Genomic DNA, 23,528 nt, shown 5'->3' on the forward strand with positions numbered 1-23,528 from the left:
CTCCCGTCAGTCTCGCGCCGCGCGGCGCCGCAGCCGCACGAGCGCCAGGGCGCCCGCGAGCGCGAGCCCACCGGTGCCGCCCCCGCTCGCGCAGCCCGAGCCTGGAGGCGGCGCCTTCGGGCCAGCCCCGCCGCCGTCCGTCCCCGGGGTGCCGGTTTCGACCGGGCCGGGGCGGGGGTCGGAGTCGGGCGGAGGCTCACCGGCGACGGGTGGCTCCGCGGGCGCCGGCGGCGGCGGCGGCTCCGGAGGGCCCGCGTCGCCGTCATTCGGATCGCGCGTGCGATCGGCGAGCACCCGCACCCGCAGCGACGCCCCGCGGCTCCCCGAGAGGCCGCCCGAGAGCAGGCCGTCGCCCCCGCGCGCGACGGTCCTGCGCTCGAGGTGCGCCCGGTCGCCGAGGAGGTCCGCCGTCCCGGCGAGGCGCTCGCCGTCCAGCGCGACCCACGCGGCGGTGATGCGCGACGCGTCGATGCAGACGAGGACCGGCAGATCGGCGCCGGCCCGGTCCGAGAAGGCGAGCTCGCCCTCGACGCGCGCGCCGGGGGCGCGTGACAGCGCCAGCTCCGCGAGCACCTCCGCGGCGGGGTCGTCGCAGCGCGCGCCACGCGGGATCGTCGCTCCCCCGCCGCCCGCGAGCGCGAGCGGCAGCGTGTAGAGCCCCACGTCGAGCCCGTCCGCGCTGCGCTCCGCGAAGGTCACCCGGACCGCGTCGGCGTCGCCCGAGACGTCGCCCAGGAGCTGCTCCGCCGTGGATGGACGCGGCACGTCGAGGAACGCCGTGCGAAAGTTCCAGAGCAGCACCCGGGAGCGTCCGGTGGAGAGATCCTCGAGCGCGACCCAGTCGCCCGACAGGCGCGGATGGCGCTGCTCGCCGGGCAGGCGCAGCGCCGCCAGCAGCGCCCCGCCCGCGTCGTAGACCTCGACGTCCGCGTCCACGCCCGTGGTCGCCCGCGCGACGGCGATCCGGAGCGCTCCGGGGCCGCCGTCGATCGCGACGCCCGTCGCTCGCCCCTCGCAGACGACGCTCGACTCGCCCCGCGCGACGTCCTCCAGCCGGACCGCGCCGCCCGAGGCGTCGTCGACGAAGGCGACGGAGGTGCCGCTCACGGCCGGCTGGCGCTGGTCTCCCGCGGCGGCGAGGGTGCCTTCGCGAGCCGTCCCGCCTCCGAAGGCGAAGAAGCCGATGTCCCGCTCGCCCGGCGCGCCCTCCTCCCAGGCCACCACGGAGGTGGACACGGACGGCGCCGCCGCGCCCGGCTCTGACCCGGCGCGGAGGAGGGCGCCGGTGGCGAGGTACGCGACCGCCACGCCGGCGGGCACGCGGTAAGCGACGACGGAGCGGGCGACGTCCGGCGAATCCGCGTCGCCCGGCCCCGCGGCGACGGCGCGCGTCGTGCCGGTGAGGAGGTCGAACGCGAGCACGTCGCGGCTCGTACCGCCGGCGTCGGTGTAGACCACGAACCGACCGTCGATGGCCGGGTCGCGCTGATCGCCAGGGCCCGTCGCGATCCAGGTGAAGGTTCCGCCGGGCGCCGCGACCGCGGCGGACGGCACCGCGAGCGCCAGCGCGAGGCCGGCGATGTGGCTGCGAGTGAGCAAGCTTCCCCCGAGGTGGATATCGGAGGATATCGCGACCCCCTGTCCGCCCCAACCCACCCCAGGTCGCCGACCGGGCGATGGGTTTCGCCGGACTCGTGGGGAAAGGTGAGATACCGCCGAACGGCGGGGGCGAGGCCGGCGCTACGGCTTTTCCCAGAGATCCTGCGTGTCGAAGCGGGCGTCCGGCGCGTGCGTGTCGAGCACCAGCATCGGCCCGTGCGCCGCCGCCTCCAGCCCGCCCACCGCGCGCGCATGCGCGGCGAGGCGCTGCTCACCCTCGTGCAGCACGATCACGTGCGTGAAGCGACCGTCCGGCTCGAGCTTCACGGAGGCGCCGCCGATCACGACGATCGCCCCGGGCGCCGTGCGGCCGGTCACGACCACGCTGCCCCGGTTCGTCCTGCGCAGGGCGGGCCAGCTCACCTCGAGGGGCAGCGACGACGCGATCGCGGTCGCGGCCTGCGGCGGTCGCCCCTCGAGCGCGAGCGACTGCTGACCCGCCGTGAGCGCGACCGCGCCGCCGGCGGCGCCGAGCACGGCGCCGCCCTCGCGCACGGCGACCGCGAGGGAGCCGCCCTGCCGCGCGACCGAGAGGGTGCCGCGCTCGCTCCGCACCGACGCGCCCGGAGCGGCCGCGATCTCCAGCGCGCCTCCCGCGACGGTCGCGCTGAGATATCCGGCGCCCAGGCGCAGCAGCGCGAGCTCGGCCGACGCCGTCCCGACCTCGAGCTGGCCGGCCTCCTCGAGGACGACCCCGTACGATCCCCCCGAGATCCTGACGCGCGCGCCCGCGCTCGCGACGAGCGCGTCCTCCAGCTGCAGCGCGTCGCCAGGCCGGGCGGGGGCCGCGACGCCGCCGCGGACGAGCGCGACGTCACCGACGACCTCCGCGACCGCCAGGCGAAGCCGGCCCGGCGACGGGTGAGCCTGGGCGGGACCCTCAGGACCTGCCCGCGGAGGAGGCGGCTCGTCGGCGAGGACGACGACGGGGTCGCGCTCCCCCGGCGGCGGACCGAGGATGAGCGCGTAGGCGCCGCCGGTGGCCGCCAGCAGGGCCGCGACGAGGATCCAGAAGATCGTGCGCTCGCGCCGGTCGTCCATGACCCTACGCCGCCGTCGCCGCGGAGGAGCCTGCCGCCGGCAGCCGCACCGTGAACGTGCTCCCGTCGCCCGTCCGGCTCTCCACGTCGATCCGGCCGCCGTGCTCCGCGACGATCCGGTAGGAGACCGACAGCCCCAGCCCGACGTTGCTCCACTGATCCTTCGTCGTGAAGAACGGCTCGAAGATGCGCGGCAGGTGCTCCGGGGCGATCCCCTTCCCCTCGTCCTGCACCACGATCTCGACCTCGCCCCCGGAGCTCCGCGTCGCGATCCGGATCGCGCCGCCAGGCCTCCCCAGGCACGCGGTCCGGGCGTTCGAGAGCAGGTTCAGCACGACCTGCGCGAGGTGGCCGGGATCCCCTCGCACCCGCGGCGCGGGCGAGGCGAGCGACACGTCGATCGGGATGCCCGCCTCGCGGAGGTGCCCCTCGACGAGCGCGAGCGACTCCGAGACGACCCGGTTCGCGTCGAGGTCGCGGAAGTCGGGCTCGGGGCGCTGCTGGCTGAAGCGGAGCAGCTTCTGGGTGATGTCGCGGCAGCGCCGGGCGAGCGTCTCGATCTTCTCGAGCGACTCGCGGTCGGGGTGCCCGGGGGGCATCGCCTCGAGCAGGAGCTGCGCGTTCCCGAGGATCCCCGTGAGCGGGTTGTTGATCTCGTGCGCGACGCCCGCGCCGAGCTGGCCGATCCCGGCGAGCTTCTGGGCCTCGAGGAGCTGCGCCTGGGCCTCGCGCAGCTCGCGCGTGCGCAGCTCCACCTCGCGCTGCAGATCCTCGTTCCAGCGCTCGAGCCGCTGGCGGGCGGTGCCGAGCTCGTCCGCCATCGCGTTGAAGGTGCGCGACACCGCCGCGACCTCGTCGCGCCCGTCCGCGGGGAGCCGGACCGCCACCTCTCCCGCGCCGAGCGCGCGGGCGGCCGCGTCGATGCGCGAGAGCCCGACCGCCGTGCGCCGGACGACGAGGAACGAGATCGCGAGCACGCCCAGTGCCACGAGCGCGCAGGCGGTGAGCGCCGCGTGGCGCAGGCCGACGATCGAGCCGTAGGCGACCTTCGCGGGGACCACGACGAGGACGCTCCACCCCGAGGAATTGCGGAGGGGCGCCCAGGCCGCGAGGGCGCTCCGGCCCTGGAGCGTCCCTGCGCGCGCGGGATCGAGCCGTCCCGCGAGCTCCGCGCGCGCCGCCTCCTCGAGCGGGGGCGCGCCCGCGGACGCGACGACCACTCGCGCCCCGTCGACGAGGTAGACCGCCCCGCCCTCGGGCACCGCGGCGTCGAGCCGCGGCTGCACGAGCTCCGTCCCGAGCCGCACGCCCACGAGCCAGGTGCGCCCTTCGCGGACGGGCAGGGCGCGGACGGCCGCGAGGTGCGCGCCGGCCCCGGGCTCGTCGTACGCGAGCAGCACGAGCCCGGGCAGCGCGCGCTCCCCGGCGGCGCGCACCGCAGCGAGGAACGCGTCCGCGGCGGCTCCCGACCCCGTGACCAGCGCGCGCGTCCTGCCGCTCGCGTCCACGATGGCGCTCGCCTCCGCGGCCGGGAGCTGGCGCGAGAGGACGACGAGGAGCCAGCGCCGCTCGGCCTCGTCGAGGCGGTCGGGCCGCCAGCTCTCCGCCGCCGCGCCGAGGGTCGCGTCGATCTGGGCGAGCTCCGCGGCCACGCTCGCCGCGCCGGAGCGAGCGCGGGCGAGGTGCTCCGCGGACGTGCGGCGGACGAGCTCGCGCTGGGCCCACGCCGCGATCGGGAAGCCGACTCCGACGACCGGTGCGAGCGAGGCTGCGAGGAGGACGAGCGCGAGCTTGCGCTGCAGCGTCATGCCGCCGCCCCGCCGCCGCCCGTGGCGCCCCCGGCGACGACGACCGGGCCCGCCGTGGCGGCCGGGTCGTCGCAGAGGTGGACGCTGCCGGGCACCTGCTTCGCTCGCTCCTTCAGCTCGGAGGCGGCGCGGGCGACGTCCGCGTGGGCGGCGTACCGACCGGGCGGCGCGACGACGGTCGCGATGGAGAGCGACAGGATCGGGAACTGGCGCGGGACGCCGAAGCGATCGGCCGCCTCGATGAAGCCGCGTTCGCGGTCCTCGCGGTCGTAGTACAGCGGGATCACGCGGTCGAAGGTGGAGATGATCTCCCGGCACACCGCCCCGGCGCGCTCGGGCGCGGTGAGCACGACGAAGTCGTCCCCGCCGATGTGCCCGAGGAACGCGGCCTCGCCGCCGTGCTCGGTCACCGCGTGCCGGAGGATGCCCGCCGTCTGGATGATGACGCCGTCGGCCTTGGCGTAGCCGTAGTGGTCGTTGAACGCCTTCAGGTTGTCGAGATCGACGTAGGTGAGCGCGAACGGGACGCGCCCGCCGAGCCGCCGCTCCACCTCCTGATCGATGGCGCGTCCGCCCGGCAGCCGCGTCATCGGAGAGGCGTGGAGCGTCGCCTCGCGCCGGCGCAGCACGGCGTCGACCCGGGCGACGAGCTCCTGCGCGTCGAAGGGCTTCGTGAGGTAGTCGTCGGCCCCGAGCCGGAGCGCGCGCACCTTGTCGGCGGTCTCGCCGCGCGCGGAGAGGAACACGACCGCGAAGGGCTCGGAGGCGCGCTCCTCGGCGAGCCCCTCGAGCAGCGCGAAGGCGTTCCCGTCCGGCAGCTGCACGTCGACGAGCAGGAGCTGCGGCCGCTTCTCCTGCACGATGCGGCGGGCCTCGGCGGCGGTGTCCGCCTCGAGGACCTCGTAGCCCTGGCTCGCGAGCACCTCCGCCGAGATGGCGCGGATGGCGGGGTCGTCGTCGACGACGAGCACGCGCCCGCCGGCAGGCCGCCCCCGCCGGAGCAAGGGCTCCGCGGCGGCGGCGAGCACCGGGGGCAAGGCCGGCTTCGTCACGAACGCCTCCGCGCCGGCCCGGAACGCCGCCTCGCGCTGGCTCGGGTCGGCGAAGGCGAGCACGGCCGCCTGCCGCGTGTCCGCGTCGTGGCGCAGGATGTCCGCGAGGGGCACGCCCGCGAGCGTGACGACCCGCGGGTCGTACACGACGAGGCGCGGGCGGCGGCGGCGGGCCTCCGTGAGCGCCTCGTGGGGATCGCTCGTCGCGTGGCACCGCATCCCCCGCGCCTCCAGCACGCCGCGGGTGAGCGTCGCCGCGTCGGGCTCGTCGACCACGAGGACGAGCGGCGCCTCGGCCGCGATCGGCCCGCGGTCGACCGGCGTCGCGGGCGGCTCCTCCGGCAGCACGACCACGAAGCGCACGCCGTCGCCCGGGCTCTCCGCCCAGATCGCGCCGCCGTGCGCCTCGACGATGCCGCGGCAGATGGAGAGCCCGAGCCCCGTGCCGCGCACGCGCCGGTTGCGATCGGTGCGCGCCTGCTCGAACTTTTCGAAGATCCGCTCCAGGTCGGGCTCGGAGATCGCCTCGCCGGCGTTCCAGACCGACAGCCCCAGCATCCCCGGGAGCGCCGGCGAGCGGAAGAGCCGCACGCGGATGACGCTGTTCTCGGGCGCGAACTTGATGGCGTTCGTGAGGAGGTTCGACAGCACCTGGCCCACGCGGCCCGGATCCGCGAGGAGCCGCACCGGGGCGGGCGGGGTCTCCACGGCGACCTCCTGCCCGCGCTCCGCGGCGGCTGGCTGGTACCGCTCCACGGTCGCGCGCACGAGCTCGTCGAGGCGCGTGACCTCCGGCGACATCTCGAGCCTGCCCTTCGCGAGGCGCGCGAGGTCGAGGAGGTCGTCGACGAGCCCGTTCAGCTTCTCGGTCGACTCCCGCGCCATGCGGAGGTAGCGCCCCTGCTTCGGCTCCAGGTCCCCGGCGAGACCGGAGAGCACCAGATCGAGCGCGCCGGTGATCGAGGTGAGCGGCGTGCGCAGCTCGTGGCTCACGACCTGGACGAACTCCTCCTTGCGCTCCTCGAGCCGCTTCTGCTCGGTGACGTCGCGCAGGGCGATGGCGACGCCGGCGAGCCGGCCGTCCGGCTCGGCGACCGGCGAGACGATCGACGAGAGCGTCCGGTCGAGGAGGTGCACCTCCTCCTGGACGAACGCGCGGCCCGACGGATCGGGCTCGAGACCGCGCACGAGGTCGAACGGGTAGAAGCCGAGCGCGTCCTTGAGCCACTTGACCGGCAGCGGCCCCTCGAGCGCGGCCCCCAGCATGCGGCGCGCGGCGGGGTTCGCGATCACCTCGTCGGACCCGGTCGCGGCGAAGAGCAGGCCGTCCGCCATGCACTCGACCACGCGCTCGAGCCGCTGCCGCTCGCCGGCGTGCTTGGCGCCGAAGGCCCGCAGCGCCGCGCCGAGCTCGTTCACGAAGACGTCGAGGATGCGCGAGTCGCCGTCGCCGAACGCGCCGGGGGCGGCGCTCTCGAGCAGGACGACACCCGCCGTGGCGCCGTCGACCTGGAGCGGGACGGCGAGGCGCGAGCCGAACGCGCTCGCCCGGCCGGCGCCGCCGAGCACGCGGATCTGCAGCGACGACTCGGCGAGGCGTGATCCCGAGTGCTCCGCGTACGCGGCGAGCGCGTCCTCCTTCACCTGCAGGAGCGCCGAGTCGGAGAGCCGCGCCACGGGCTTGAGGAGCAAGAGGGGGGCGCTGCCGGGGGGAGCGAAGAGCGCGGCGGCGACGTCGCACGGGACGATGCGCGGGAGCCGCTCGACGACGCTCTCGAGGAGGCTCGTGTGGCTCTCCGCGACGCTCGCCTCCCGGGCCACCTCCGCGGCGACCTGGAGGGCCTGGAGCCGGCGCTCCGCCTCGGCGAGCAGGCGCGCGTGCTCCCGCTTCAGGTGGACCTGCTCGAGGGCACGGACCACCGTCTGGCGGAGATCCGCGCTCTCCCACGGCTTCACGAGGTACCGGTAGACCTCGCCGCGGTTGATCGCCTCGACGAGCTCGCGCGGCTCGGTGTAGGCCGTGAGCAGGATGGCGCAGAGGTCGGGGCGCTTTCGCCGCGCCTCGGAGACGAGCTCGACCCCGCTCATGCCCGGCATGCGCTGGTCGGTGACGAGGAGCTCGACCTCCCGCTCGGAGAGGATCTTCAGCGCTTCTTCGGCGCCGCCCGCCGTGAGCGCCTCGTAGCCATCCTGCGGCGGGAACGTGCGCCGCAAGAGGCCGAGCACTTCCGGCTCGTCGTCCACGAAGAGGATGACGTGAGGCATTCCTGAAGCGCGCCCCCCGGCGAGCGAGAAAAATTGCTGAACGCGCCCATCCTACCACGTGGCGGGCGCTTGGCCGATTTTCCCGCTATCGCCCGACATCGCGGTTTAGCTTGCCCTGCGCGGCTGGAAACGACTATAAGTCCCGGCCTTTTACGCAAAGAGTCCTACATGACCCCCCGCGAGCAGATCCGCAACGTCGCCATCGTCGCACACGTCGACCACGGCAAGACCACCCTCGTCGACTTCATGCTGCGCCAGGCCGGCGTGTTCCGCGCGAACGAGCAGCTCGTCGAGCGTGTGATGGACTCGAACGACCTCGAGCGCGAGAAGGGCATCACCATCCTCGCGAAGAACACGGCCGTCACCTACAAGGGTGTGAAGATCAACATCGTCGACACGCCCGGCCACGCCGACTTCGGCGGAGAGGTGGAGCGCGCGCTCCGCCTCGTGGACGGCGTGCTCCTGCTGGTGGACGCCGCCGAGGGTCCCCTCCCCCAGACGCGCTTCGTCCTCTCCAAGGCGCTCGCGCTCGGGCTGCCCTCCGTGCTCGTCGTCAACAAGGTGGACCGCCAGGACGCGCGGGCGAAGGAGGTCCTCGACCTCGTCTACTCGCTCTACATCGACCTCGGCGCGAACGAGCACCAGATCGACTTCCCGGTCATCTATGCCATCGCCCGCGAGGGCAAGGCGGCCCACACGGTCCAGGGCGCCTTCGAGGCCGAGTCGCTGAAGCCGCTCTTCGACGCCATCCTCACCCACGTCCCCCCGCCGCCGGGCGGCGACGGGACCCACGTCCAGATGCTGGTCGACAACCTCGACTACGACGACTACGTGGGCCGCCTCGCCATCGGGCGCATCTCCTCGGGCGTGCTGCACGAGGGCGACGCGATCGCGGTGATGCGCGAGGAGGGCAAGATCGTCCCGGCCAAGGTGGTCCGGCTCTACGCCTACGACGGGCTGAAGCGCGTCGAGGTGAAGGACGCCGGCCCGGGCGAGATCGTCTGCATCGCCGGCGCCGAGGAGATCGGCATCGGCGACACCATCGCCGACCCGGCGAATCCGGTGGCCCTCCCCCGCATCAGCGTGGAGGAGCCGACCATGTCGATGGTCTTCAAGGTGAACGAGGGCCCCTTCGCCGGGAAGGAAGGCAAGTACGTCACGAGCCGCAACATCCGCGAGCGGCTCTACCGCGAGGCGTACAAGAACGTCTCCATCCGCGTCGAGGACACCGAGACGCCGGACGCCTTCAAGGTGGTCGGCCGCGGCGAGCTCCAGCTCGCGGTGATCGTCGAGAACATGCGCCGCGAGGGGTACGAGCTCACCGTCTCGAACCCGGAGCCCATCCTCAAGACCATCGAGGGAGAGGTCCACGAGCCGATGGAGCTGCTCGTCTGCGACCTGCCCGACGACGGCGTCGGCGGCGTCACGCAGAGCATGGGGTCGCGCAAGGGGCGGATGGTGGACATGCAGCCGCTCGGCTCGGGCCGCACCCGCCTCCAGTTCCGCGTTCCGGCCCGCGGCCTCATCGGCTTCCGCGGCGAGTTCCTCACGCTCACCCGCGGCGAGGGCATCATGTCCTCGCAGTTCGACGGCTACGAGCCGTGGCAGGGGCGCATCGAGAAGCGGAAGAGCGGCGCCATCGTGGCCGACCGCATCGGCGACGTCGTCGCCTACGCCTGCTTCTACGCGCAGGAGCGCGGCGCGCTGTTCGTGAAGCCCGGCGACAAGGTCTACGCCGGCATGATCGTCGGCGAGCACAGCCACGACAACGACCTCGACTTCAACATCTCGAAGGAGAAGAAGCTCACGAACATCCGCGCCGCGGGCCGGGACGAGAACGTGATCCTCACCCCGCCCCGCGAGATGAGCCTCGAGCGGGCGCTCGAGTGGATCGCCGAGGACGAGCTCGTCGAGGTGACGCCGCTCTCGATCCGGCTCCGGAAGAAGTTCCTCGACCCGACCCTTCGCTACAAGCTGGAGCGCGACCGCAAGAAGGGCGGCTCCGCCTCGGCGCAGGCCTGAGGCGCTCGGCCGTCCTAGAGCAGCCAGCCGTCACCGACGCCGCCCCGGGCCCCGCCCGCGGGCGGCGTCGACGTCTCCGGCCCCCCGCGCCGACAGCGAGCGCGATCGCCACGAACGAAGACGCCGCCCCGGTCTCCCCGGAGCGGCGTCTCGTGTCCTTCGACCGGCGTGCGGCGGAGGCCGCTAGACCTTCGGCTTCGCGCGGGCGCGGACTTCCTGCACCTGCTTGGCGCGCGGCTGGCCCTTCACGGCCGTGTTGACGAAGAGGAGGCCGTCATTGTGGCCCGGCACTGCCCCCTTCACGAGGAGGAGGTTCTTGTCGGCCTCGACGCCCATGACCGTGAGGTTCTGGACCGTGACGTTGTCGACGCCGTAGTGGCCGGGGAGGTGCTTGCCCTTCCAGACCTTGCCCGGCGTCTTGCGCTGACCGATCGCGCCGACGTGCCGGTGGTGCTCGTGCGCCGTGGACGAGTCGCGCGCGGCGCCCTTCATGTTCCAGCGCTTCATGACGCCGGTGAACCCGCGGCCCTTCGTGATGCCGGCCACGTCGATGCGCTGGTTCTCCTTGAAGACCTTGTCGACCGTGAGGACGTCGCCGGCCTTGAGCTCGCCGAGGAGCTTCGCGTCCTTGACGCGGATCTCCTTCACGTGCCGGAAGATGGGCGTGCCGGCCTTCTTGAAGACGCCGACCTCGGACTTCGTGAGGCGGTGGGCGTGCTTCTCGTCCACCTCACCCCAGCCGAGCACGACCGCGTCGTAGCCGTCCTTCTCGGCCGTCTTGCGCCGCACCACCGTGCAGGGACCCGCCTCGATCACCGTCACCGGGATGCAGTCGCCCTCGGCGGTGAAGATCTGCGTCATCCCAAGCTTCTTCGCCAGAAGCCCTGTCGCCATGTGTCACCTCGCATTGGTCCGCCGCGCGTCACGACTGGCCGCGGAGGACGTGCCGTTGGAAAGGGGCGGTTTCTACCCGTCCGGCGGGCGGGTGTCAAGGGAAGCCCGCGTACCGCCGCCGGTTTTCCGGGCGCGGTCGGGTGATGTCGCCGTCAGAGCGAGGCGCACTCCGACGAGGTCATCTGCGCGACCTGCGCGAGCAGCGCGTCGATGTCGAATGGCTTCGCCAGGTAGCCTGCGGCCCCGACCGACGCGGCGCGTTGCGGGTTGCCGTCCGCCGAGATGACGACGATGGGGATCTCCGCCCTGCCCGGCCGCTCCCGGAGCGCCTGGGCGAAGGCGAGCCCGTCCATCACGGGCATCATCAGATCCAGCAGGATGATGGCCGGCTTCTCGGCCTCGACCCGCTCGAGCGCCTCCACCCCGTGACGCGCGCGCGCCACGCGATAACCCTCGCCTTCGAGGATGTCGCAGATGGCGTCGAGGATGTCGGGGTCGTCGTCGACGACCAGCACGAGGGGATCGGTCATGGCTCCCGGGGTGAATCGGGCGGGGCAGTATATGCCCTCACTCGCGGGAGCGTGAGGAGGTAACCATCCTCGGACAGCGCGAGGCTGCCGTGCAGCGCCCCCGCCGCGCGGCGGGCGACCGGAAGCGCGAGGGCCCGCCCCTTCGGATCACTGGGGGAGCCCTTGCGCGGATCCTCGAGCGCCTCGGGGGGCACCGCGTGGCCCGACACCGAGATCGAGACGTCCTCCCCCGTGCGTGCGACCACGCGGACGGGCGTTCCCTCGCTGCCCGCGACGGCGAGCAGTGCCTCGATCGCCCGCTCGAGCAGCGAGCGATCGGCGGCCACCGTGATCGGCCCGTCGAGCTCGACGGTGACGGGCGGGGCGTCGGCGGGACGCCGCTCCAGCAGGCCCTCGAGGATCTCGCCCAGGGAGAGCGGCTCCGCGCGCACGGGGATGCCCGCCACGTCGAGCCGCTCGCAGAGGAAGTGATCCTCGACGAGCTGGCGAACGCGGGAGAGCGAGCGCAGGCACATCGCGGAGAGCTTGTCGCCGCGAGCCCCGCCACGCTCCTCGGGCGACATTCGAGCCAGGAGCTCGGCCGTCCAGAGCGCGGTCGAGAGCGGGTTGCGGACCTCATGGGCGACGAAGCCGAGATACCCGCTGCGCCGCTCGTTCGCGTCCGCCCTCTCCTCCGAGTCCGATGCGTTCTTGGGCTGTTCCGATTGCTCGCGCTCCACGATCCACCTGCCTGGCCGCCATCCCGACGAGCGTGCAGCCACAACCTGGGTACCCCGTCTGTCACGCGCAAGTGAGGTCTGCAACCACCCCGTAGGTCTTGCAGAACGAATTACAGGGAAAAAACCCAACGGGGCCGGGGGCTCGCGCGTTTCCTGTCATTTCTACAGCCACCCGGTTTCCGAGCGGCTCCTGTCCTAACAGCCAAGCCGTTGGAATCGCGCACAATTTTTCCCTACCCCTTTGCGGCACGTCCGTTGCTTTCTCCAGCTCCCGTCACTAGGCAACCTTCCGGAGGCCGAATGAAGCGCATCGCGATCCCGACGACCACCAGCTCCCTCGAGCTGTATCTATCGGAGATCAATCGCTTTCCTCTCCTGACCGTGGATGAGGAGCAGCGGCTCGCTCGGCTCTACCGCGACCAGGGGGACACGCGCGCGGCGCACCGCCTCGTCACGGCCAACCTGCGGTTCGTGGTGAAGGTCTCGTACGAGTATCGCTCCTACGGCTTCAAGATGGCCGACCTCATCCAGGAGGGGAACATCGGCCTCATGAAGGCGGTGCAGAAGTTCGATCCGGACAAGGGCATCCGGCTCATCTCGTACGCCGTCTGGTGGATCCGGGCCTACATCCAGAACTACATCCTCAAGTCGTGGTCGCTCGTGAAGCTGGGGACGACGCAGGCCCAGCGGAAGCTGTTCTTCTCCCTCGCGCGGACGAAGCGCGAGCTCGACAAGATGTCCGTCGAGCACGGCCTGGACTCCGACGCGCAGGACAAGGGCAAGATCGCGAAGAAGCTCCGGGTGAAGCCCGCCGAGGTCGAGGAGATGGAGCAGCGGATGGACGGCCGCGACCTCTCGCTCGACGCGCCGATGGGCGACGACGGCGGCTACTCGCACATCGACTTCGTCGCCGGCAAGGCGGCAGCCCAGGACGACGAGCTCTCCGTCGCCGAGGAGCAGCAGATCGTCGCCTCGAAGGTGACCGCGGCCCTCGCGCGCCTCGATCAGCGCGAGCGCTACATCATCGAGCAGCGCGTCATGGCCGATCGCCCGCTCACGCTGAAGGAGCTGGGGGAGCACTTCGGCTTCTCGCGCGAGCGCGCCCGCCAGCTGGAGATCCGGGCGAAGGAGAAGCTGAAGCAGGAGCTCCACGCGCTCGCGAGCGAGATCGAGTGGCCGACGGATGGGACGCCGGTCGACGTCGACGACGCCGCCCTCGCCTGACGGATCGCCTCGACTTTGGAGATCACCGCGGCCCGGGGCGCTCCGCCTCGGGCCGCGCGACGTTCCGGCAGGCGTTGCGGAGCGCGAGGAGGCCCAGCGCAGCGCCGCGAGTCGTGGGCGGCTGGCTACCCGATGCCGTGCTTCTTCAGCCGGTAGCGGAGGGTGTCGCGCGACACGCCGAGGAGGCGGGCGGCCTTCGACTGGTTGCCGCTCGCGCGCTCCATCGCCTCGACGATGAGCTTGCGCTCGACGTCGTCGAGCACGAGGCCGTCCGGCGTGACGCTCGGGACGAGCTTGTCGGCGCGCTTGGACGGCGTGGCGCGGCGCAGCTCGGGGCTGAGGTGCTCGGGGCGGATCTCCTCGACCCCTGCGTGCAGGATGAAGGCGCGCTCGACGACGTTGCGCAGCTCGCGGACGTTGCCCGGCCAGCGGTAGGCTTTGAGGAGCTCCATCGCGGCGGGCGTGACGCCTCGCACCTGGCGCTTCATCTCCGAGTTGAAGCGGGCGATGAAGTGCGCGGCGAGCGCGCCGACGTCCTCCACGTGATCGCGCAGCGGCGGGACCACGATCCGGACGACGTTCAGCCGGAAGAAGAGGTCCGCGCGGAACCGGCCCTCCGCGACGCGCTGCTCGAGGTCGACGTTCGTCGCGGCGATGACGCGCACGTCGCTGCGCAGCTCCTGGACGCCGCCGACGCGCCGGAACGTCTTGTTCTCGAGCAGGCGCAGGAGCTTCGCCTGGCCGCCGGGGGGGAGGTCGCCGATCTCGTCCAGCATCACCGAGCCGCCCTCGGCGCTCTCGAACAGGCCGCGCTTCTGGGCGTGGGCGTCGGTGAAGGCGCCGCGCTCGTGCCCGAACAGCTCCGACTCGAGGAGGTGCTCCGGGAGGGCGGCGCAGTTCACCTGGAGGAACGGCCGCTCGGCGCGCGCGCTCTGGAAGTGGATGGCGCGGCCGACGACCTCCTTGCCGCAGCCGCTCTCCCCCTCGATGAGGACCGTCGTCGTGTCCGACGCGCCGAGCCGCGAGATCATCGAGCGCACCTGCTCCATCGCGCTCGACGCGCCGACGATCGCCTCGAGCGCGGTCCCGCCGCGGCGCTCGCTCGCCAGCGCCGCGATCTGCCGGCGCGTGCGCGCGGTCGCGATGGCCCGCTCCACCGCGGCGTCGAGCGCCTGGAACGGGAACGGCTTCACGAGGAAGTCCATCGCGCCGTGCTTCATGGCGTCGACCGCGATGTCGACCGTCGAGTGGGCGGACATCATGAGGACGATGAGGTCCGCGTTGTCCGCCAGCGCGCGCTGCAGCGTCTGGACCCCGTCGATCCCCGGCAGCCGCACGTCGAGGAGCATGACGTCGGGCGGGTTCGCGGCGAGCATCTCGAGCGCCTGCTCGCCCGACTCGGCCGACAGCACCTCGTAGCCGCTGCGCTGCAGGCGCTCCGACACGGACCAGCGGATCAGCTTCTCGTCGTCCACGACGAGGACGCGGGCCGAGGGGATCGTCATGCGGCGTGCTCCGTCGCGCGCGCGGGGCGCGCCAGCTGCAGGGTCACCGTGAACACCGTCCCTCCATCCGGCGGACAGCGGTAACCGATGTGCCCCCCGTGCTCCGCCACGATGCGGGCGGAGATCGCGAGGCCGAGGCCGTTCCCCTCGCGCTTGGTCGTGAAGAACGGCTTGAACACCTGGGCGCGGAGGTCGGTGGGGATGCCGGGACCGGTGTCGGCGATCTCGACGACGACGTTCCCGTCGCCCATCCGCGAGTGGACCGTGAGCGTCCCCTTCCCCTGGGCGGACATCGCCTGGCAGGCGTTGAGGCAGATGTTGAGGAACACCTGCTCGAGCTGGGACGGATCGGCCAGCACGGGGGGCAGCTCCGGCGCGAGCTCCGGGGCGACCACGACCACGCCGTTGCGCGACTGCTGGCGGATGAGGAAGAGCACCTTCTCGAGCGTGCCGTTCACGTCGGTGGAGCGGAGCCTCGCCTTCGGAGGCCGGGCGAAGCTGAGCAGGCTCTCCATGGTGTGCGTGAGGCGCTGCACCTGGTGGCGCATCTCGCCGACCACCTCGGCGTGCTGCGGGTCCTCGGCGAGGTCCTCCGCGAGGAGCTCGAGCGCGCCGGAGAGCCCGGCGAGCGGGTTCTTGATCTCGTGGGCGAGGCCCGTCGCGACCTCGCCGACCGCCGCGAACCGGTCCGCCCGCACCATCCGCTCGCGGTAGAACGCCTCGAGCTCCGCCTGGCTCCGGCGGAGGGCGGCGAGCATCGCGTCGAACCCCCGGGCGGCGGTGCCGAGCTCGTCGGAGCGCCCCTCGTCGGCGCGCACCGTGAGCTCGCCGGCCTCGGCCCGCTTCATCGCGGCGACGAGGCGCTGCAGCGGGCTCACGGCCTCGCGCCCGAGCAGCCACAGCAGGATGGCGAGCAGGCAGACGAGCGCTCCGGACGCCGCGAACAGGAGGGTCTTCGCGAGGCGGGACTCCGACAGCTCGATGGGATCGCGGCTGAAGCGGAGGTCGAGCCAGCCGTTCACGGGCGAGTGGGTCCCATGGCAGCGCGCGCACGCGGTGGCGTTCGGGATCGGGTGGATGACCGCGTACTCCAGCTCGTTCCCGTTCGGCGACTGCACCACGGTCGTGGTCTCGAACTTGCGGAGATCCGGCCACGGCACCGCGCCGATCAGGGCCGGCGCGGTCGACACGGAGATGTAGCCGGTCGGCGCGACGAGGCTCGCCGCGAGCAGCTCGCTGTTGTGCGCCATCAGGGTCCCGAGCAGCGCCGGGACGGCGTTCGGCTGGCCCGAGAGCATGGTGTTCGAGACGCCCGACGCCACCATCTCCGTGAAGATCTGGGCGCGCTCGCGGCGTCCGCGCTCGATGTCCGAGCCGTAGAGGTGGACGGCCCCCGCGACCATCGCCGCCATCGTCAAGGCGAACAGGAGCGCCGTCGGGAGCAGGATGCGCGCCCGGATGCTCGAGTCGAGCCGCTTGAAGAGGCGTTCGAGTGGATTCATCCGCTAGGGGACAACGTTCGGCCCACCGCCATCATTGCAAGGACAGCGACGGACGGGAAGGCGCCGTCCCCGGCGGCACTTCACGCAGCGTTTCCGCGATGTACGCGGATGTCGGCAGAAAGCTCGAAGATCTCGACAGCGGCGGCGACCAGCGCCTCTCCTGCGCATCCCTCGCACACCGCCTGGCGCAGCTTGGTGCTCGGCGCGTGGAGGATCTTCGAGACGATGGAGCCGGCCATCGCGTCGAGCCTCCTTTCGAGCTCCGGATCTTCCCCGAGCCTGCGGAGGGTGCGCTCCACCTCCTCGCGGGCGATCGCGCTCGCGCGGCTGCGCATCTCCTGGATGAGCGGCGCGGCCCGGCGCTCCGCCTCGGCCCGCACGTACTTCGCGACCTCGTCCGCGATGATCCGCTCGGCCTCGGCGACCGCGGCCACGCGCTCGGTCATCGCGGCCTTCATCACCCGATCGAGGTCGTCGACGTCGCAGAGGTACACGTCGCGCACGTTGCCGGTCGCCGCAGGGATCGCCCGCGGGACGGCGAGGTCCACGAGGACGATGGGCCGCCGCCGCGCGCGCGAGAGCCGGGCCATGGCCTCGGGCTGGAACGCGGCGGGCGCGACCGGGGCCGCCGACACGACGACGTCCGCCTCCGCGAGCTCCTCCTCGAGCGCGTCGAGGGGCCGAGCGGTACCGCCGACCTCCTGCGCGAGTGCCTCGCCGTTCGCGAGCGTGCGGTTCAGCACGACGATCCGGGCGCCCTGGTCGCGGAGGTGCTGCGCGGAGAGCCGCGCCATCTCGCCGGCGCCGACCACGACCACGCGCCGGCCCTGCATCGGGCCGATCACCTTCTCGGCGAGGGTCGCTGCCGCGTTCCCCCAGGAGATGCCCGCGCGCCCGACCGCGGTCTCCGTGCGGACGCGCTTCGCCCCGGCCAGCACCCGGTTCAGGACCGCGGTGAGCTCCTTGCCCGCGACGCCGAGCTCGATGGCGCGCTGGAACGCGTCCTTGAACTGCCCGAGGATCTGCGGCTCGCCGAGGATGGCGGACTCGAGGCTCGAGGCCACGCGCACGAGGTGCCGGAACGCCTCCTCGCCCTGGACCTCGAACAGCGGCAGCTCCCTGCCGGCGCGGGCGTTCAGCGCCTGGCGAAGCGCGAGCGTCGCGGCCGCGGGACAGCGCGTCGCGGCGAAGATCTCCACGCGGTAGCACGTGGACATCACCGCGACCTCTTCGATGCCGTCGAGCGCCGCGTAGCTGGCGAGCGCCGGCTGCAGGTCGTCCGGTGACAGCGCGAGCACCTCGCGGTCCGCCACGGTTGCGCCCTTCTGGTTGAGCCCGACTGCGACGAGCACGGCGGCTCCTTTCGCGATCTTCCGGGCCACGCGAGCAAGCGCCGTGCCCCCCGTATCCCCGCCAGATTTCCCAGGAGTCCCGAGCCGGTCTGCGCAAGCCTTGCGCGCTACCTCCCACACGGCCGAGGGAGGCGAAACCCCTGCATGCGCGCTGGGCAGCCGGCGCGCGGGGCGTGCGTGGGGCACGGCTGGGGTACCTGCCCCAACACGGTGGGTGAGATCCCCAATCGTCACCCATCGGTTACGGGATTTCCCTTGACATCTCGTGACCCTGGGTGCGGCACCCGCCTTGCTTTCCCGCGGCAGTTTGCCGCCAGCATCGGCCGGACGGACCGGAGGAGCCCCAGTTACATGAAGCCCGAGAGCAACGTCATCCGCGGCCCCGGCGGGATCCTTTCCTTACCCGCGAGCGACGGGGCCTCCCTCGATCTGCTCATGCTGATCGAGGGAGAGACGAGCGGCGCTCCGCTGGAGGAGGTGCTGGCCCGCTTCGGCAGATCCCGCAGCGCCTACTACGAGAAGCTTCGCCGCTTCCGGGAGAACGGGCTCGAGGGGCTCATCGCCCGGCCGCCGGGCCCGCGCAGCGCGTGGCGGCGCCCGCTCGAGGTCGTCCGCCACATCGTCCGCGCTCGCCTGCGAGAGCCGGAGCGGAGCGCGGTCGCGATCGCCGAGGAGCTCGCCGGGCTCGGGCACGAGGTCTCGGTGCGCAGCGTGGAGCGCACGCTCACGCAGTTCGGGCTGACGCGGCGCGAACGCGGACAGCGGCTCAGGTGAGCGGCCGCGGCAGGCGGGTCACTCGCTCGCGGCGTGCGGCGCCAGGCGGGCGCCGGGCCGGTCCAGAGCCCCGACCGCGGGTGTATGCTGCCGTCCCTGCGACCGAATCCAACCGTATCGATGACACTTCCGCGACCCATCTCCAAGGACGTGACGCCAGGGTCGATGCCGTCGCGACCGAAGATCCCTGCTGCGGCTCGTCGCCATCTCGTCGCCGTCGCGGCGCTCGTCACCCTCGGGCTCCTGGCGTACTCGAATGCCTTCCGGGGTGACTTCGTCTTCGACGACTTCCAGTTCATCGTCGACAACCCGGTCATCCGCGATCTCTCGAACTACTTCGTGAGCTCGGCGGGGTACCGCGCGAGCCCGCACCGCGTCGTGGCCTTCGCCTCGTTCGCGCTGAACCATGCGGTCGGCGGCCTCGATCCCGCCGGTTATCACGTCGTGAACATCGCGATCCATCTCCTCAATGGATCGCTCGCCTACGCGCTCGTGTGCCTCCTCTTTCGCACGACCGCCCTGAAGCGGTCCGCGCTCGCGGACTCGGGCCACTGGATAGCGCTCGTCGCGGCGGCGCTCTTCGTGGCGCACCCGCTGCAAACGCAGGCGGTCGCGTACGTCGCGCAGCGCATGGCGTCGCTCGCGACGACCTTCTACCTCCTGGCGGTCGTCCTCTACCTGCGCTGGCGCATCGTGCGGGAGGCGCGTCCGCCGGGCGCGCTCCGAGCGGTCGCGGGGTACGTCCCGATCCTCGCCGTCACGATCGTGGCGATGAAGACGAAGGAGATCGCGTTCACGCTGCCCCTGAGCGTCGCGCTCCTGGAGGCCGTCCTGTTCCAGGGCGACGCGAGGAGGCGCGCGCTGTACGTCGGACCGATCCTCGCCACGCTCCCGATCATCCCGCTCACGATGATCGATCTGGGGGGATCCGCGAGCCTCGCTGCCCAGGCGGCGGCGGTGACGAACCAGACGGACCACTCGCGCTGGGACTACCTCATCACGCAGCTCCCCGCCGTCGCGACGTACCTGCGGCTCGTCCTCGTCCCGGTGGGGCAGAACGTCGATCACGACTTCCCCCTCTTCACCAGCCCGTTCGCGGGGCCCGTCATCGCAGCGGCCGCGCTGCTGGCGCTGGTGGCGGGCTTCGCCGTGTGGCTCCTCCGGCGCTCCCGCGCGAGCGCACCGGCGCCGCTCGATCCCGCCGCCCGGATCGTCGCGCTCGGCATCGCGTGGTTCTTCCTCACGCTCTCCGTCGAGTCCAGCTTCATCCCGATCGGCGACGTGTTCTTCGAGCACCGCGTCTACCTGCCGTCGGTGGGGCTCTTCGCCGCGCTCGCGACCGGTGGCGCGCTCGTCGTGGCCCGCGCCGGGGACGCGCGAGCGAAAGCGATCGCGCTCGCCGTCGGGGGCGCCATCGTCCTCGTCCTCGCCGTGACCACGTTCGTGCGGAACGAGGTGTGGAGGAGCGAGCTCTCCCTCTGGAGCGACGCGGCGGCGAAGGCTCCGAGCAAGCCCAGGCCGCACCTCAACCTCGGCCAGGCGCTGATGGCGAAGCACGACGTGGACGCCGCGATCGCGCAGTACAGGCTCGCGCTGCGCGCCGATCCCGAGTACGTGGAGGCGCACAACAATCTCGGGGTCGCCCTCGTGGAGAAGGGGCAGGTCGACGAGGCGATCGCGCACCTCGAGCTCGCGGTGGCGCTGCTGCCGAGCGACGCGGACGCGCAGTACAACCTCGGCCTCGCGTACGGGCGCAAGGGTCGCATCGACCTCGCCCGGGAGCACATGCAGCTCGGGATGCGGCTGCGCTCCGAGGGGAAGTAACCCCACCGAGGGAGCCGCACGCTTCGCGTTGCGGCAGGTTGCCGCGGCCGCTGCGGCTATCCCGCGCATCGGGAATTCGCCCCACGTCTCCTCCGGAGTCGGAGCGTGTCCGCTCCGGCATCGGGCGACGGAAGACGCCGGTTCGCCACCCCACCTCGCTCCGGCCTCCGCGACCGGCCCGTTCCGGCGCCGCGCGCTGCTCTTCTCGGGCGACGCGCCGGCCGCAGACCGGACTATTTCCCTCACGATTGGGCATTCGTCCGCATTTCGGTTCGGCCGTGATTGAGCGAGATTGAGCATCGAAAGGAGCCAAACACCATGGCCAACAAGTTCAAGAGCGGAAGCGCAGTGAAGGGCGGCTACTACTTCAACGCGATCAAGTGGCACGTCGAGCCCATCGCGAAGGACGGCGACCGGCTGCCGGAGGGCAAGGGCGAGTGGATGAAGGTGCCGACGGTCGTCGCCCTCGCGCTCATCCCCATCCTCGGCCTCACCTTCCTCATGTTCCTCCCGATGATCGGGTTCGTCATCTTCGCCCGCGCCCTCGTGAGCCCGATCGTGAACATGTTCCACCGCGGCGCGACCGAGCTGGCGTCCACCGTGAGCCCCGGCTGGCAGCCCGGCGAGGCGCACTTCACCGGCAAGCCCGCGGAGGGCGCCGGGACCGAGGAGAAGGGGCCGACGGGCGCCGAGGCGCGGCTCGACGCCCTCGAGAAGGAGATCGGCGACAAGCGGAAGAGCTAGCGCGGACACGGTTCCCGAGCACGCGAGGAGGCGATCATGACGCGGCACACCGGCGGTTCGAAGGTCGAGAGCGGCTACTACTGGAGCCCGAGGCGGTGGGGAGTCGAGGTGGTGCCGCCCGAGGGCGGACGGCTTCCGGGCGACGCGACGGCGAGGTACCTGAGGCTGCCGTTCCTGCTCGTGCTCGCCGTGGTGCCGCTCGCCGGGCTCGTGTTCCTGATGTTCCTGCCGTTCATCGGGTTCTATCTCTTCGCGAACGCCCTCGTGAAGAAGCTCACCGGCGGCGTGAAGCGCGGCGCGACCGAGCTCGCCTCGACCGTCTCGCCGGGGTGGACGCCGGGTGAGGCGCACCTGACCGGCAAGGCCGGCGAGAAGGAGGGCGCGGACGAGGAGAAGGCGACGGCGGAGCTCGAGCGCCTCGAGAAGGAGATCGCCGCCCGGAAGGAAGAGAAGAAGTAGTCGGGGGTGGGACCGAAGCAGCGAGGGCCGGCGGGAGCGATCCCGCCGGCCCGAGCCTTTTTCGCGCCCGCCCGCGAGGCTGCATTCCATCACCCGACATGCGGGCCGGCGCTCGTCGAGTGACCTCCGGACGCGCGCCGGCGCATGCTATCGTCGCCCCGCGGGTCGCGCTCGACGACGGTCCTCGTCGGCGGCTCCCCGCAGGATGAAAGACGCTCCCCGATGGCCGCCTCCGACCACTCGTCTGGCTCCGCCGCGGCGACCCTCCTGCAGCGCGCGCTCCCGCTCGTCATGCTCGTGGTCCTCGCGCTCGCGGCCTATGCCAACGCGTTCGGCGCGGGGTTCGTCTTCGACGATCTCGGCATCATCGGGGACGGGCGCCTGCGGCGGGACCTCACGGCGTTCGCAGCGGATCCGGGCTGGATCCTCCACGAGAACCGGTGGGTGGGGTACCTCACGTTCGCGCTGAACGAGCGGCTCGGCGGAGCCGACGCCGCCGCGTACCACCTCGTCAACATCGCGATCCACGCCGTCAACGCGCTCGTCGTCTACGCGCTCGTCGCGACGACGTTCGGAACCCCGCGCCTCCGCGGGTCGCTCGTGGTCTCCTGGTCCCGGGCGATCGCGTTCGTGGCGGCGGCGGCGTTCGTCGCCCACCCGCTACAGACGCAGGCCGTCACCTACGTCTATCAGCGGTTCACGTCGCTCGCGGCGCTCTTCTGCCTCCTCGCGACGCTCCAGTACGCGCGCTGGCGCCTGCGGCGTGATCAGGGTCCCCTGCCCCTCGCGCGGAACGTGGCGGCATGGGCCGGCATCCTCGCGGCGACCCTCCTGGCGATGAAGACGAAGGAGATCGCGTTCACGCTGCCGTTCGCGGTGATCGCCTACGAGCTCGTGTTCTTCGACGCGCCGGTGGCCCTGCGCGCGAGGTTCCTGGCGCCGCTCCTCGCGACGCTCCCCATCATCCCGCTCGGACGGCTCGGGGTCGGGACACCGCTGTCGGACGTCCTCTCGGCCGCGGGCGACGTCGCGCGCGTGCAGACGGAGCTCTCCCGGTCGGACTACCTCGCCACCCAGCTTCCGGTCGTCGCGAGCTATCTCCGGTTGCTCGTGCTGCCGCTCGGCCAGAACGTGGATCACGACGTTCCGATCGAGCGCTCTTTCCTCTCGCTCCCCGTGGTCGGCTGCGGCGTGCTGCTCCTCGGCCTCGTCGCGCTCGCCGCCTTCCTGCTCCGGCGCACCTCCCGCGCCGCGGCGCGCCCGCTCGACCCGGCGTGGCGCCTGGTGGCGTTCGGGATCGTCTGGTTCTTCCTCGCCCTCTCGGTGGAGTCGAGCCTCATCCCGATCGTGGACGTGATGTTCGAGCACCGGGTCTACCTGCCCTCCGCTGGCGCCTTCGCGGCCGTCGCGACCGCGGGCGCGCTCCTCTCGCGCCGGCTCGGCTGGAAGCCGCGGGCCTTCATGACGGCGGGCGCGCTCGTCGCGGTCGTGCTCGCGGGCCTCACGCTCGCGCGGAACCGCGTCTGGAAGGACGAGATCACCCTCTGGAGCGACGCGGCGCTCAAGTCGCCGGCAAAGGTCCGGCCGGCGCACAACCTCGGCCTCGCCCTCGCGGCTGCGGGTCGGCACGAGGAGGCGCTCCAGGCCTTCGCGAACGCGAACCGCGCCGACCCCACCCGCGTGGACGTCTACAGCGACATCGGGGCCGCGCTGCGGAAGCTGGGCCGGGACGAGGAGGCCGCGAACTGGTTCCGCGCCGCGATCCGCCAGGCGCCGGAGTACCCCGACGCCTACTTCAACCTGGGTTCGCTGCTGATGGACAGGTCGGGGGATTACGCCGAGGCCGCGGCCCTCTTCGAGCGAGCCATCGCGCTGCGGCCCGACTACGCGGCGGCGTACGCGAACTATGCGGCGGCGCTGAACCGGCTCGGTCGCCCTGCGGAGGCGATCGCGCGGCTGGAGCCCGCCGCGGCCAGGCTGAGCGAGAACGCCGAGGCGCGCTTCAACCTCGGCGTGTCGTACGCGATGGTGGGGAACTACGCGGCGGCGCAGCGCGAGACCGCTGCGCTGAGCCGGCTCGCGCCCGAGCGAGCGCGGCAGCTCTCCGCCTACGTCGCTCAGCTCTCGAACCGCTGAGCCGCGCGCCGGCGGTCGG

The 23,528-nt window shown here is 72.5% G+C and carries 17 protein-coding genes; 7 read left to right on the forward strand and 10 right to left on the reverse strand.

Translation table 11 applies throughout. The annotated features are described in order from the left end of the window. Positions 1-6: 6 nt before the first annotated feature. From MNZ39_RS04910 to MNZ39_RS04925, 4 genes are all read right to left on the reverse strand, one after another. Positions 7-1,599: a hypothetical protein gene (locus tag MNZ39_RS04910; RefSeq protein ID WP_242335350.1), complete on the reverse strand. Its 1,593-nt coding sequence runs from the start codon at positions 1,597-1,599 to the stop codon at positions 7-9. Positions 1,600-1,740: 141 nt separating this feature from the next. Further along, on the reverse strand, positions 1,741-2,700 hold the full coding sequence (locus tag MNZ39_RS04915) for a hypothetical protein (RefSeq protein WP_242335352.1): 960 nt from the start codon (positions 2,698-2,700) through the stop codon (positions 1,741-1,743). 4 nt (positions 2,701-2,704) lie between these two features. Then, on the reverse strand, positions 2,705-4,507 hold the full coding sequence (locus MNZ39_RS04920) for an ATP-binding protein (RefSeq protein WP_242335355.1): 1,803 nt from the start codon (positions 4,505-4,507) through the stop codon (positions 2,705-2,707). Beyond that, entirely contained in the window at positions 4,504-7,824 is a 3,321-nt protein-coding gene (locus tag MNZ39_RS04925) for a response regulator (protein WP_242335357.1), read from the reverse strand. Before MNZ39_RS04925 ends, MNZ39_RS04920 begins: the two co-directional genes overlap by 4 nt. A gap of 168 nt (positions 7,825-7,992) precedes the next feature. On the opposite strand from MNZ39_RS04925, the gene typA reads away from it, so the two are divergent. Further along, positions 7,993-9,846 (forward strand): translational GTPase TypA, encoded by a 1,854-nt coding sequence (gene typA / locus MNZ39_RS04930; protein WP_242335361.1) that lies wholly within the window; start codon positions 7,993-7,995, stop codon positions 9,844-9,846. A gap of 183 nt (positions 9,847-10,029) precedes the next feature. Here the strand turns inward: typA and rplC are convergent, their stop codons facing one another. From rplC to MNZ39_RS04945, 3 genes are all read right to left on the reverse strand, one after another. Beyond that, positions 10,030-10,740 carry a 50S ribosomal protein L3 gene (gene rplC, locus MNZ39_RS04935; RefSeq protein ID WP_242335363.1) on the reverse strand — a complete coding sequence of 237 codons (711 nt, stop codon included), beginning with the start codon at positions 10,738-10,740 and terminating at the stop codon, positions 10,030-10,032. Between the two features lie 152 nt (positions 10,741-10,892). Further along, positions 10,893-11,270, reverse strand: a complete 378-nt coding sequence (locus MNZ39_RS04940) for a response regulator (protein ID WP_242335366.1) — start codon at positions 11,268-11,270, stop codon at positions 10,893-10,895. After that, a complete protein-coding gene (locus tag MNZ39_RS04945) occupies positions 11,267-11,989 on the reverse strand; it encodes a sensor histidine kinase KdpD (RefSeq protein ID WP_242335369.1) in 723 nt (240 codons plus the stop codon). Before MNZ39_RS04945 ends, MNZ39_RS04940 begins: the two co-directional genes overlap by 4 nt. A 300-nt stretch (positions 11,990-12,289) precedes the next feature. Here MNZ39_RS04945 and rpoH point away from each other — a divergent pair, with 300 nt between their 5' ends. Continuing rightward, positions 12,290-13,213, forward strand: coding sequence for an RNA polymerase sigma factor RpoH (gene rpoH, locus MNZ39_RS04950; protein ID WP_242335372.1), 924 nt, complete (start codon positions 12,290-12,292; stop codon positions 13,211-13,213). 125 nt (positions 13,214-13,338) lie between these two features. Here rpoH and MNZ39_RS04955 read toward each other — a convergent pair whose 3' ends face one another. From MNZ39_RS04955 to hemA, 3 genes are all read right to left on the reverse strand, one after another. Then, positions 13,339-14,718 carry a sigma-54 dependent transcriptional regulator gene (locus MNZ39_RS04955; protein WP_242335375.1) on the reverse strand — a complete coding sequence of 460 codons (1,380 nt, stop codon included), beginning with the start codon at positions 14,716-14,718 and terminating at the stop codon, positions 13,339-13,341. Next, positions 14,715-16,220 (reverse strand): sensor histidine kinase, encoded by a 1,506-nt coding sequence (locus tag MNZ39_RS04960; RefSeq protein WP_242335378.1) that lies wholly within the window; start codon positions 16,218-16,220, stop codon positions 14,715-14,717. Before MNZ39_RS04960 ends, MNZ39_RS04955 begins: the two co-directional genes overlap by 4 nt. An 80-nt stretch (positions 16,221-16,300) precedes the next feature. Continuing rightward, a complete protein-coding gene (gene hemA, locus MNZ39_RS04965) occupies positions 16,301-17,572 on the reverse strand; it encodes a glutamyl-tRNA reductase (RefSeq protein WP_242335381.1) in 1,272 nt (423 codons plus the stop codon). 351 nt (positions 17,573-17,923) lie between these two features. Between hemA and MNZ39_RS04970 the strand changes: the two genes are divergently transcribed. The 5 genes from MNZ39_RS04970 (at position 17,924) to MNZ39_RS04990 (ending at position 23,509) form a co-directional block, all read left to right on the forward strand. Then, complete coding sequence (locus MNZ39_RS04970) at positions 17,924-18,346, forward strand: helix-turn-helix domain-containing protein (protein WP_242335384.1); 423 nt, start codon at positions 17,924-17,926, stop codon at positions 18,344-18,346. A gap of 120 nt (positions 18,347-18,466) precedes the next feature. Continuing rightward, a complete protein-coding gene (locus MNZ39_RS04975; protein ID WP_242335386.1) occupies positions 18,467-20,170 on the forward strand; it encodes a tetratricopeptide repeat protein in 1,704 nt (567 codons plus the stop codon). A 318-nt stretch (positions 20,171-20,488) separates the two neighbouring features. Further along, positions 20,489-20,914: a hypothetical protein gene (locus MNZ39_RS04980; RefSeq protein ID WP_242335389.1), complete on the forward strand. Its 426-nt coding sequence runs from the start codon at positions 20,489-20,491 to the stop codon at positions 20,912-20,914. A 36-nt stretch (positions 20,915-20,950) separates the two neighbouring features. After that, positions 20,951-21,373, forward strand: a complete 423-nt coding sequence (locus MNZ39_RS04985) for a hypothetical protein (protein ID WP_242335392.1) — start codon at positions 20,951-20,953, stop codon at positions 21,371-21,373. Positions 21,374-21,595: 222 nt separating this feature from the next. After that, positions 21,596-23,509, forward strand: coding sequence for a tetratricopeptide repeat protein (locus tag MNZ39_RS04990; protein ID WP_242335395.1), 1,914 nt, complete (start codon positions 21,596-21,598; stop codon positions 23,507-23,509). Positions 23,510-23,528 lie beyond the last annotated feature (19 nt).

This window comes from Anaeromyxobacter sp. SG66, from assembly GCF_022690805.1.
GTDB classification, from domain to species: Bacteria; Myxococcota; Myxococcia; order Myxococcales; family Anaeromyxobacteraceae; genus Anaeromyxobacter; species Anaeromyxobacter soli.

Excerpts from the sequence above, each read along its gene's own strand:
- rplC (WP_242335363.1), bottom strand. The coding sequence starts at position 10,740 with ATGGCGACAGGGCTTCTGGCGAAGAAGCTTGGGATGACGCAGATCTTC.
- MNZ39_RS04940 (WP_242335366.1), bottom strand. The coding sequence starts at position 11,270 with ATGACCGATCCCCTCGTGCTGGTCGTCGACGACGACCCCGACATCCTC.
- MNZ39_RS04985 (WP_242335392.1), top strand. The coding sequence starts at position 20,951 with ATGACGCGGCACACCGGCGGTTCGAAGGTCGAGAGCGGCTACTACTGG.
- MNZ39_RS04925 (WP_242335357.1), bottom strand. The coding sequence starts at position 7,824 with ATGCCTCACGTCATCCTCTTCGTGGACGACGAGCCGGAAGTGCTCGGC.
- MNZ39_RS04960 (WP_242335378.1), bottom strand. The coding sequence starts at position 16,220 with ATGAATCCACTCGAACGCCTCTTCAAGCGGCTCGACTCGAGCATCCGG.
- MNZ39_RS04970 (WP_242335384.1), top strand. The coding sequence starts at position 17,924 with ATGAAGCCCGAGAGCAACGTCATCCGCGGCCCCGGCGGGATCCTTTCC.
- MNZ39_RS04955 (WP_242335375.1), bottom strand. The coding sequence starts at position 14,718 with ATGACGATCCCCTCGGCCCGCGTCCTCGTCGTGGACGACGAGAAGCTG.
- MNZ39_RS04915 (WP_242335352.1), bottom strand. The coding sequence starts at position 2,700 with ATGGACGACCGGCGCGAGCGCACGATCTTCTGGATCCTCGTCGCGGCC.
- MNZ39_RS04920 (WP_242335355.1), bottom strand. The coding sequence starts at position 4,507 with ATGACGCTGCAGCGCAAGCTCGCGCTCGTCCTCCTCGCAGCCTCGCTC.
- MNZ39_RS04980 (WP_242335389.1), top strand. The coding sequence starts at position 20,489 with ATGGCCAACAAGTTCAAGAGCGGAAGCGCAGTGAAGGGCGGCTACTAC.
- typA (WP_242335361.1), top strand. The coding sequence starts at position 7,993 with ATGACCCCCCGCGAGCAGATCCGCAACGTCGCCATCGTCGCACACGTC.
- rpoH (WP_242335372.1), top strand. The coding sequence starts at position 12,290 with ATGAAGCGCATCGCGATCCCGACGACCACCAGCTCCCTCGAGCTGTAT.
- MNZ39_RS04975 (WP_242335386.1), top strand. The coding sequence starts at position 18,467 with ATGACACTTCCGCGACCCATCTCCAAGGACGTGACGCCAGGGTCGATG.
- MNZ39_RS04990 (WP_242335395.1), top strand. The coding sequence starts at position 21,596 with ATGGCCGCCTCCGACCACTCGTCTGGCTCCGCCGCGGCGACCCTCCTG.